General features: G+C 64.3%; 8 protein-coding genes. 6 read left to right on the top strand and 2 right to left on the bottom strand.

Annotation, left to right across the window (positions count from 1 at the left end):
• Positions 1-1,304: 4-aminobutyrate--2-oxoglutarate transaminase (gene gabT, locus QMA10_RS15475; RefSeq protein WP_290169770.1), on the top strand; the 1,304-nt coding region annotated here is incomplete at its 5' end.
• Positions 1,305-1,335: 31 nt separating this feature from the next.
• On the opposite strand, the gene QMA10_RS15470 is transcribed toward gabT, so the two are convergent.
• Complete coding sequence (locus tag QMA10_RS15470; protein ID WP_290169768.1) at positions 1,336-2,034, bottom strand: TetR/AcrR family transcriptional regulator; 699 nt, start codon at positions 2,032-2,034, stop codon at positions 1,336-1,338.
• A 165-nt stretch (positions 2,035-2,199) separates the two neighbouring features.
• Here QMA10_RS15470 and QMA10_RS15465 point away from each other — a divergent pair, with 165 nt between their 5' ends.
• The 4 genes from QMA10_RS15465 to QMA10_RS15450 all read left to right on the top strand — a co-directional run bounded on the left by QMA10_RS15465 (position 2,200) and on the right by QMA10_RS15450 (position 7,903).
• Positions 2,200-3,582, top strand: coding sequence for an NAD(P)/FAD-dependent oxidoreductase (locus QMA10_RS15465; protein WP_290169766.1), 1,383 nt, complete (start codon positions 2,200-2,202; stop codon positions 3,580-3,582).
• Positions 3,583-3,593: 11 nt separating this feature from the next.
• Positions 3,594-4,481, top strand: coding sequence for a universal stress protein (locus QMA10_RS15460; RefSeq protein ID WP_290169763.1), 888 nt, complete (start codon positions 3,594-3,596; stop codon positions 4,479-4,481).
• Positions 4,478-6,019, top strand: coding sequence for an APC family permease (locus tag QMA10_RS15455; RefSeq protein ID WP_290169761.1), 1,542 nt, complete (start codon positions 4,478-4,480; stop codon positions 6,017-6,019). Before QMA10_RS15460 ends, QMA10_RS15455 begins: the two co-directional genes overlap by 4 nt.
• 291 nt (positions 6,020-6,310) lie before the next feature.
• Positions 6,311-7,903 carry a CAP domain-containing protein gene (locus QMA10_RS15450; protein ID WP_290169759.1) on the top strand — a complete coding sequence of 531 codons (1,593 nt, stop codon included), beginning with the start codon at positions 6,311-6,313 and terminating at the stop codon, positions 7,901-7,903.
• Between the two features lie 121 nt (positions 7,904-8,024).
• On the opposite strand, the gene rarD is transcribed toward QMA10_RS15450, so the two are convergent.
• Positions 8,025-9,065 carry an EamA family transporter RarD gene (gene rarD / locus QMA10_RS15445; RefSeq protein WP_290169758.1) on the bottom strand — a complete coding sequence of 347 codons (1,041 nt, stop codon included), beginning with the start codon at positions 9,063-9,065 and terminating at the stop codon, positions 8,025-8,027.
• A 218-nt stretch (positions 9,066-9,283) separates the two neighbouring features.
• Between rarD and QMA10_RS15440 the strand changes: the two genes are divergently transcribed.
• Positions 9,284-10,705, top strand: a complete 1,422-nt coding sequence (locus tag QMA10_RS15440) for an FAD-dependent oxidoreductase (protein ID WP_290169757.1) — start codon at positions 9,284-9,286, stop codon at positions 10,703-10,705.
• Positions 10,706-10,826 lie beyond the last annotated feature (121 nt).

The following is a 10,826-nucleotide window of genomic DNA, read 5'->3' as shown; positions in this document are numbered from 1 at the left end:
TCAACGGGGCCTTCCCCGGCCCTAAATCCTCCGAGCTGAACGCCCGCCGGGCAGCGGTGGTTGCCAAAGGCGTGGCGTCGTCGGTTCCGGTGTATGTCTCCGATGCCGACGGCGGCATCATCCTTGACGTGGACGGCAACTCCTTCATTGACCTGGGCTCCGGCATTGCCGTGACCGGCGTCGGTGCGTCGGATCCCGCCGTCGTTGGCGCGGTGAAGGAGCAGGTGGAGCATTTCACGCATACCTGCTTCATGGTGACTCCCTACGAGGGGTACATTGCGCTGGCCGAGAAGCTGCATGAAGTGACTCCGGGTGATCATGAAAAGCGCACCGTGCTCTTCAACTCCGGCGCCGAAGCCGTGGAAAACGCGATCAAGATTGCCCGCTCCGCCACCGGCCGTGACGCCGTCGTCGCCTTTGACCACGCCTACCACGGCCGGACAAACCTGACCATGGGCCTGACGGCCAAGGCCATGCCGTACAAGACCGGCTTTGGACCGTTTGCCTCCGAGATCTACCGGATGCCCATGAGCTACCCGTTCCGGGAGGAAAACCCGCAGATCACCGGCGCCCAGGCTGCGGACCGGGTGATCCTCGCCATTGAAAAGCAGATCGGTGCGGACCAGACGGCAGCCATCCTGATTGAGCCGATTCAGGGCGAAGGCGGGTTCATTGTTCCGGCCGAAGGCTTCCTGCCGCGGCTGGCGGAATGGGCCAAATCCAAGGGTATTATCTTCATCGCGGACGAGGTTCAATCCGGCTTCTGCCGCACCGGCGAATGGTTCGCCGTGCAGCATGAGGGCGTCATTCCGGACATCATGACCATGGCCAAGGGCATTGCCGGCGGCATGCCGCTCTCTGCCGTCACCGGCCGCGCCGAGCTGCTGGATGCAGTCCACGCCGGCGGACTGGGCGGCACGTACGGCGGCAACCCCGTTGCCTGCGCTGCGGCACTGGCAGCAATCGAGACCATGGAATCCTTCGATCTTTCGGCCCGCGCCCGCCGGATCGAGGAACTTGCAGTTCCCCGCCTGCAGCAGCTTGCTGAAGAAACCGGCGTCATCGGCGAGGTCCGCGGCCGCGGTGCCATGCTGGCCCTGGAATTCGTCAAGCCCGGCACCAAGACCCCGGATGCTGACATCACCAAGGCTGTTGCCGCGGCGTGCCTGGCCGAAGGCGTCATCATTCTGACCTGCGGCACTTACGGCAACGTGGTGCGCCTGCTGCCGCCGCTGGTGATTGGGGAAGAGCTGCTCTCAGACGCCCTCGACGTGGTGGAAGCCGCCGTCCGCGCGCTGTCCTAACGCCCCGGCCAACCCCGGCCCGGCTGCTGTCTCAGCGGGCGCCGGACTCCGCAGAGCTGCCGTACTCTGCAGCGAGTCCGGCGCGCCGGGCGAGCCCGGTGATCAAGGCTTCCAGGCCGGCCTCAAATGCGGCATCTGCCGCCCGCCCCTCGGCCCGCCCGGCCTGCTGATGCACCGCAGCCGTAAAATGCGGGCTCTCGGCTGCCAGGGCACCGGTGTCGAAAATGTCGGAGGGTGCCACGGCGTCATACGCCGAGCCGTAAATAAATGATTCCAGTGCCACAATGGCCGGAACAATCTGCTCCGGCGGCCACCCGGCCCGTTCCAGGCCCGCGGCAACTGCCTCATACATTGCCAGCGTGCGCGGGGCGCCGCTGACCTGCAGCACGGCAATCACAGGAATCAGCGGGGTGTGCCGGGCAAAAACGCCGCGGTAGGAGCGGGCCCATGTCCGCAGCGCTGCGCTCCACGGTTCAGCGCCAAACGCGGAGACATCCACTGAGGACATGGCATAGTCCTGCAGCCAGCGAAGCACCTCCTGTTTGGAGGCCACATGGTTGTACAGCGCCGAGGGTGCAACTCCCAGCCGCCGGGCCAGGGCTGACATGGTGAGCGCCCCGTAGCCGCCGGACGAAATAATGTTTACGGCCGCGGTGACAATCCGCTCCTGCGACAGGACTCGGCTTACCGGCCGCCCGGCGCTCCTGCGGCGCGGTTCATCCCTCGTCATATGCTCTTTTTCCTTCCGCGGTTCCGGCCTTCATCGTGTCATATGACACGCCTCCCCCGCCTTGAGCTTCCCAGTGGACGTGACGCACGCTACAGTACCTGCAATAAATGAATCATATTCATTTATTGCAGGCAGGCGGCCCGCCGGCCGCCGGGAAAGGACACTGTGAAGACGCTGGAACGTGACGTAGTAATTATTGGAGCCGGACCGTCGGGCCTGACCGCGGCCCGCACGCTGAAGGCCGCCGGCCTGAGCGTGGCAGTGCTCGAAGCACGCAGCCGGGTGGGCGGACGAACCTGGACCGACACGATTGACGGCGCCATGCTGGAAATTGGCGGTCAGTGGGTGTCTCCCGACCAGACGGCCCTGATCTCCCTCATCGATGAACTCGGCCTGGAAACGTTCGAGCGTTACCGTGCGGGAGAATCCGTGTACATCTCGCCGGACGGCACCCGCCGCACTTACACCGGGGAAATGTTCCCGGTGGGGGAGCAGACCGAAAAGGAAATGCTCCGCCTCATCGAACTCCTTGACGGCCTGGCTGCGGAGACGGACCCCGCCGCACCCTGGAATCATCCCCGCGCCCGGGAACTGGACACCATCTCTTTCCATCACTGGCTCCGCGGGCAGTCCTCCGACGAGGAAGCCTGCAACAACATCGGCCTCTTTGTGGCCGGCGGCATGCTCACCAAGCCGGCCCACTCCTTCTCCGTGCTGCAGGCTGTGCTTATGGCGGCTTCCGCCGGCTCCTTCTCCAACCTGGTGGATGAAGACTTCATCCTGGACCGCCGCGTGGCCGGCGGAATGCAGCAGGTCTCCGAGCGCATAGCCGCTGACCTGGACGGGGATGTCTTCCTCTCGGCTCCCGTCCGCTTCCTGCGCTGGCCGGGTGAGGACGGCACTGCGCACGACGGCGTCACCGCCGTCGCTGACAACGTCACGGTCCACGCCCGCAGGGCCGTCATGGCTGTGCCGCCGAACCTGTATTCCCGGGTCTCCTTCGATCCGCCGCTGCCGCGCCGTCAGCACCAGATGCACCAGCACCAGTCCCTGGGCCTGGTGATCAAGGTTCACGCCGTATATTCCACACCCTTCTGGCGCAGGGCCGGCCTGTCCGGCACCTGCTTTGGCGCCAACGAGCTGGTGCAGGAAATTTATGACAACACCAACCACGGGGATCCCCGCGGCACCCTGGTGGGTTTTGTCTCTGATGAGAAGGCCGACCGGATGTTCGAGCTCACAGCCGACGAGCGCCGCCGGGCGATCCTCGAATCGATGGCCGGTTTCCTCGGCGACGAAGCCCTGACCCCCGAGGTCTATTACGAGTCGGACTGGGGATCGGAGGAATGGACCCGAGGCGCGTACGCAGCCAGCTACGATCTGGGCGGTCTGCACCGCTACGGCCCTGACCAGCTCAAGCCCGTGGGGCCGATCCACTGGTCATCCTCTGATCTGGCCGCCGAAGGTTACCAGCATGTGGACGGCGCCGTGCGGATGGGCCGGCTCACCGCTGAGCGCATCCTCGCCGAAGTGCGCGGACAGGGTTGAAGGGCGCACCCATGCGATACATCGTCGGGTACACCGCCAATGAGAGGGGCCGGGACGCCCTGAACCTAGCTGCCGTGCTCGCCCGGAGCCAGGACGCGGAACTGGACCTGGTCATGGTTGACCCGGTTCATTCGCCGTACACCGCGGTCTATCCTCCCGAGAGCGGATACCGCGACCTCCTGGAGGAACAGCTGGAACAGTGGCTGTCCGAGGGACTGTCCCTGGTTCCCGAAGATGTGCCAGCCGCCGGATACATCCGCAACGCAGATTCCGATGCCGCCGGACTCATTAATGCGGCCGCCGAGCTGAAGGCAGGCCTGATCGTGGTGGGCGCGGCGAGCAACGGCATCTTCAAGCGATACACCGTGGGCAGCGTTGCCAACGCGCTGCTGCATGCCGCTCCGGTGCCGGTGGCCCTGGCTCCGCACGGTTACAGCAGGACCGGCGCGCTGACCAGGATCACCTGTGCGGTGGGCAACCGCCGCGGCTCCGAGGATGTGCTGGAAACAGCGGTCCAGACGGCAGCACGCAGCGGACTGCCGCTGCGGCTCGTGTCCCTGGTGGCCCTGGATTCACCGTCCGGCGATGAAAAAGCAGTGCTGGAGGCAGAGCTGCATGCGCAGGACAGGCTGGCCCGGGCGCAGGAACTCGCTGCTGGACGCTGCCCGGTCACTGCCGTCGTTGCTTCCGGCCGCACCATCGAAAACGCGATCGATGACCTGGACTTTGACGACGGCGAAATCATGCTGATCGGGTCCAGCCGGCTTGCCGAGAACAACCGGCTGTTCCTGGGAGCCACTGCCGGCAAGGTGCTGCGCAGTCTTCCCGTCCCCATGGTTGTGGTTCCCCGGAACTTCCGGGCGGACCGTGCATCCAGCTCCAGAGAGGCTGCGGAATGAGTACCAACCAAGTTGTTCCTTCCCGGGAGGAAAGCACCGGCGGAATCAGCAAAAAAGGGCTGAAATCCGGAACCGTGGGGCTCCTCGGCGCAGTGGTGATCGGAGTGTCCTGCATTGCGCCGGCGTACACTCTGACTGCCGGTCTGGGCCCCACGGTGTCGGAGGTGGGCGTGCAGCTGCCGGCCATTTTCCTGGTGGGCTTCATCCCCATGATCCTCGTGGCACTGGGCTATCGGGAACTGAACAATGCGATGCCCGATTCCGGGACGTCCTTCACTTGGGCCACCCGGGCCTTCGGGCCCTGGGTGGGCTGGATGGGCGGATGGGGCCTGATCGCGGCCACCATCATTGTGTTGTCCAACCTGGCCGCTGTTGCCGTGGATTTTTTCTATCTGATGCTGGCGCAGGTCACCGGCAATGATTCCCTGGCGGAGCTGACCACCAACCTGCCGCTGAACATCCTTACCACCTGCGTCTTCATTGCTGCGGCCTGCTGGATTTCCTACCGCGGGCTGGAAACCACCAAGACGTTCCAATATGTCCTGGTGGGCTTCCAGCTGCTGGTGCTGGGCTGGTTCTCGGTGGCTGCCTTTATCCATGTGGGCGCCGGAACTGCGTTTGATGCCACTCCGATTACCGCCGAATGGTTCAATCCGTTTGCCGTGGAATCCTTCTCCAGCTTCGCGGCGGGCGTCTCCCTGTCCATCTTTGTGTACTGGGGCTGGGACGTCACCCTCACAATGAACGAGGAGACACGGAATCCGGACAAGACCCCCGGCCGGGCGGCTACCGTAACGGTGTTCGTCATCGTGCTGATCTACATGATGGTGGCTCTGGCGGTGCTGGCCTATGCCGGAGTGGGTGAGGGGGAACTGGGAGCCGGCAATCCGGACAACCAGGAGAGCATTTTTGCCGTCCTGGCCGGACCGGTTATGGGGCCGTTTGCCATTCTCATGTCCCTGTCCATCCTCAGCAGCTCTGCCGCTTCGCTGCAGTCCACGTTTGTGTCCCCGGCCCGCACCCTGCTGGCCATGGGCCATTACCGGGCGCTGCCCCGCAGGTTCGGAAGCATCAGTCCGGTGCATAAATCCCCGGGATACGCCACCATTGCCGCGGCTGTGGCAGCGGCAGGGTTTTACACGGTCACACGGTTGCTCTCCGAAAACGCTTTGTGGGACACCATCACTGCGCTGGGCCTGATGATCTGTTTCTACTACGGCATCACTGCACTGGCCTGCGTCTGGTTCTTCCGTGCGGAGGCATTCAGCTCGCTGCGCAGCTTTGCCTTGAAGTTCCTTGCCCCGCTGACGGGTGCCGTCATCCTGTTTGTCATGTTCCTCAAGACCGCGGTGGACTCCATGGATCCGGACTACGGCTCCGGTTCCTCCCTTGGGGGAGTTGGGCTGGTGTTCATTCTCGGCACCGGGGTGATTGCGCTCGGCGCGGTGCTGATGCTGGTGATGTACCGGCGCAACCCCGGCTATTTCCGGGGCGAGACCCTGCGCAAGGGCGTCGCGGAAAGGACCGCCGGAAAATAACAGCAAGCCGGGAGGCAGAGTTGGCCTTCCCGGCACGGAGGGGCAGGGTCCGCATTGATGGGTTGCGGATCCTGCCCCTGCTACGTGTCTTTAATCAATTCCAGTGTGTCTCGTTTGTTATTAGTGTTACTGGTGCTAATGGGGAGGTTGTTGTCTATTAGGGGTGCCTGCGGTAAATTCGCTTCGTTGCCCCGTGACATTTCAGCCGGGCACCGCAGTCTTCGGGGAGTCTGCGCACGTCCGGCTCCGGTGTCTAACCGGGTCCCGAGGCATAAGGATGCACTTTTGCGCTTGAGAAAACTTGTGGGCGTCTTCACCGCGCTCGCCATCGCACTTATGACGGCGGTGATCTCGATCCCGTCCGCAGCAGCAAGCTCCACGGACGCTCAGTTCGCGAATCGCCTGTACGTCTTGATCAACGATTACCGGGCACAGCATGCGCTGGCCCCGCTGCACTGGAATGACCGGATGTCCGCCGAGTCGCAGTCCTGGACGCAGCAGTCCGCAGACCAGGCCAACATTTACGGTGCCGGAGTTTTCCAGCACAGCCCGGGTTCCTATGCGTTCCCGGAAAACATCGTCTGGAACATGAGCGCCGATCAGGCGTTCACCTGGTGGGTCAACTCGCCGGCACACCGTGCCAACATGCTTCGGGCGGCGGACACGGACATTGGAATCGGAGCGGTCCAGTTGACCGCCGGTCCCAATCAGGGCGCCTACCTCGCCACTGCCAAATTCGGTCAGTACGCCGTTTCACCGGAGGACGAGGCAGCAGCCCGAGAAGCTGCAGCCCGTGCTGCGCAGGAGAAGGCTGCCGCTGAAGCAGCTGCCCGTGCTGCTGCCGAGGAAGCTGCTGCAAGGGAGGCAGCCGCAAAGGCCGCGGCCGATGCCGCTGCCCGTGCTGCTGCCGAGGAAGCCGCTGCCGAAGCAGGCCGCCAGGTTGAAGCTGCGCGTCAGGCTGAAGCAGCCCGCCAGATTGAAGCTGCGCGTCAGGCTGAAGCTGCGCGTCAGGCTGAAGCAGAGAAGGCCGCGGCGGATGCTGCTGCCGAGGAAGCCGCCGCGCTCAAAGCAGCTGAAGAGGAGGCCGCAAAGGCAGCTGAGGAAGCCGCAGCTCTGAAGGCTGCCGAGGAAGCCGCCGCGCTCAAAGCAGCTGAAGAGGCCGCCGCAAATGCCGCCGAAGACGCTGCCGCCGTGAAAGCCGCCGAAGACGCCGCAGCCGTGAAAGCTGCAGAGGAAGCCGCTGACCAGGCACTTGCACAGGAAGCCGCCGCTGTCGAAGCGGCCGCGCAGGAAGCGGCCAACGAGGCCGCAGCCAGGCAGGCCGCGCAGTCAGCCGACGCGGCGAAAGCTGCTGCGGAAGAAGAATCACGGCGCGCAGCTGAGCAGGCCAAGGCCAAGGCTGCTGTCCGCGTCGCCGCTATGGAGCAGGAAACGCCGGGGCAGGAGACGCTCCTCACCGCAGCCACACGGGGAACGGTCACCGCTGCTGCAGCCGGCAGCCAGCTGCGCATCTCCGGCCTGAACGGCGAAGCTGCCTACGAGGTGGTACTGCCCTCCGCAGGCATCAACCTGGGAGCGCTTGCCGCAGACACCTCGGGATCAATTGCCGTGGGGGTTCCTGCAACCCTGGCTGCAGGTGAGCACGAGGTGGCGCTGTTCCGGGACGGCACTCTTGCCGGCTGGACCACGTTCACCGTGGAGCAGGCTGTCACTGTTCTTGCTGCGCAGCCGGTTCCGGCCGGAGCTGACGGGGCCGCAGAGCTGGCTGCTACCGGGCTGAACTCTGCCCAGCTGGCCATCGGCGGGATCGGTGCCCTCATGACGCTGACCGGCGGTGCCGCCCTGGTGGCGGTCCGGCGCCAGCGCGCAGCCTCGGTCCGTTAACGCAGCACGCAGACCAAAAAAGCCCCCGCCGTCCTCCTCGGACAGCGGGGGCTTTTTTAATGCAGCGGGGCTCCCGATCAGACACCGGGCATTAGACACCGGGCATTAGACACCGGCGGCATTAGACACCGGCGGCGCGGAGCAGCCGGTTCCGGCGGGGGCCGCCCATCATGTCCGCAGTCAGGATCACCAGCGCCAGCCAGATCAATCCAAACCCTGCCCAGCGTTCAGGCGGCATGGTTTCCTTGAAGACCGCCAGGGCAATAATGAACTGCAGGGTGGGTGCCAGGTACTGCAGCATGCCAACCGTAGAGAGCGGAAGGCGCCGGGCAGCGGCGCCAAAGAAGATCAGCGGCACGGCCGTAATGATGCCGGAAGCGGCAAGCAGCCAGAAGTGCGCGGCGCCGTTGCTGAGGATGGTGGCCGTTCCGCTCAGGGAGAGCCAGATCAGCACACCGGCGGCGATAGGCGTGAGGGCAGCGGTCTCAATGGTAAGGCTGGAGATTGCATCAATTTTCCCGCCCACACCCTTCTTCACCAGTCCGTACAGGCCAAAGCTAAAGGCAAGGGCAAGCGCCACCCAGGGCACCGTGCCGTATGCAAAGGTCAGAACCAGCACGGCCACAAATCCCACCGCCATAGCCACCCACTGCAGCGGCCTGAGTTTTTCCTTGAGGATCACGACTCCCAGAAGCACGGACACCAGGGGGTTGATGAAGTATCCCAGGGCGGCCTCAACCGCGTGTTCATTCAGGACGGCCCAGGCATAGGTGAGCCAGTTGGCCGCAATGAGCACGGCGGCACCGCTTAACGTGGCCACCAGCCTCGGGTTCCTTGCAGCTGCGGCCGTGGCCTTCCAGGACCGCAGGGTGGTGAGCAGCGCAACGCAGAACACCAGGGAGAAAACGATCCTGGAAGCGACAATCTCCACAGCTCCCGCCGGAACCAGGAGGACAAAGTACAGGGGCAGCAGCCCCCACAGCACATACGCGCCAACGCCGAACAGGATGCCCGTGGAATTTTCGCTGCGCCTGCCGGCAGTCGGCGGTGCAGGTGCCTGGGCCGCAGGCCCCTGCGGGGCGGAACGGGCCGGCGCCTGGGAGGAAGCCGTGGCGGACATGGATGCGGAGCGCTCGGCGCCGGTTCCGTTCGAAGAAGACACGTGAGCAACAACCTGCGGAGCCCTCACGCTATTCCCGCCGCAGCACATCCGGTTACTGCCGCCGTCCGCCGCCATCAACCCTGTCTGCTCAACGCAGCCCCCGCCCATCCGCAGGGACTATCGCACCGAACCGTTTAGACGCCGTCGTACGCGGCATTTAGAATAGGAAACTGTGCGTTATTCCGCACAGGATTTCTCCCCGAGACGAAGGACTATCAGTGTCTAATTCAGCCGCGGACCGGTCGCAGCGCCCCATGCGAGTCGCCATCATCGGCGCTGGCCCCGCCGGTGTCTATGCCGCAGATATCCTCACCAAAGCTGAACGGGACTTCGAGGTCAGCATTGACCTCTTTGATAAATACCCCGCGCCCTACGGCCTTATCCGCTATGGCGTGGCTCCGGACCACCCCCGGATCAAGGGCATCGTCAACGCCCTGCACAAGGTCATGGACCGCGGTGACATCCGTTTCCTGGGAAACGTGCACTACGGCAAGGACCTGACCCTCACCGACTTCCGGCACTTCTATGACGCCATCATTTTCGCCACCGGTGCCATTAAGGACGCGGACATGAACATCCCCGGCGTGGAGCTCGAGGGATCCTTCGGCGGCGCCGACTTCGTGTCCTGGTATGACGGACACCCCGATGTTCCGCGCGAATGGCCGCTGGACGCCAAGGAAGTTGCCGTCATCGGCAACGGCAACGTGGCTCTGGACGTTGCCCGCATCCTCTCCAAGCACGCCGATGACCTGCTCACCACCGAAATTCCGGACAATGTCTACGAGGGCCTGAAGAAGTCCCCGGTCACGGACGTCCACGTTTTTGGACGCCGCGGTCCGGCACAGGTGAAGTTCACGCCGCTGGAACTGCGCGAACTCTCGCACTCCCGCGACGTCGATATTGTGCTCTACCCGGAGGACTTCGAGTTCGACGAAGGCTCGGACGAGCAGATCCGCACCAACAACCAGACCAAGACCATGGTCAATACGCTGACCAACTGGCTGGTCGAAGAGCAGGATTCCGGTGCCTCCCGCCGCCTGCACCTGCACTTCCTGCACAGCCCTGTTGAGATCTACGAGGACCCCGCCAACCCCGGCAAGGTGGCCGGCATGAAGTTCGAACGCAATGAACTGGACGGAACCGGCAACGCCCGGGGCACCGGCGAGATTGTCGATTACCCCGTGCAGGCGGTCTACCGGGCCATCGGCTACTTCGGCTCTGAACTGCCGGAGGTCGGCTTTGACGCCCGGCGCGGCGTCATCCCCAACGAGGGCGGACGCGTCATCGACGAAGGCGGCAGCCCCGTTCCCGGCATCTACACCACCGGCTGGATCAAGCGCGGCCCCGTTGGCCTGATCGGCCACACCAAGGGTGACGCACTGGAAACCATCGGCTTCCTGCTGGAGGACCGGCTCAACCTGCCGGCGGCCGAGGAACCGGACGAGGAAGCCATCATCAAGCTGCTTGAAGACCGCGGTGTTGAATACACCACGTGGGAGGGCTGGCTGAAGCTGGACGCCTACGAAAAGAGCCTTGGAGCGTCCTATGTCCATCCCGATCCCGCAACCGGCGAGCTGGTGCGTGAGCGGGTGAAGGTGGTGGACCGCGCCGAGATGGTCCGGATTGCCCGCGGGCAGTAACCGCGCCGCACCCCTGACAAAACAAACACCGCCGCTTCACCCCTTTCCGTGGAAGGGATCGAAGCGGCATGAGTAGACTGTCCTGACACCTGCACCTGCGGGTGTCAGGACAGTCTCCTTA

This window comes from Arthrobacter sp. APC 3897, from assembly GCF_030407495.1.
In the GTDB taxonomy this organism is placed as follows: domain Bacteria; phylum Actinomycetota; class Actinomycetes; order Actinomycetales; family Micrococcaceae; genus Arthrobacter_B.
The sequence above is the reverse complement of the archived record's forward strand: the minus strand, read 5'-3'. Positions and strand labels throughout refer to the sequence as shown.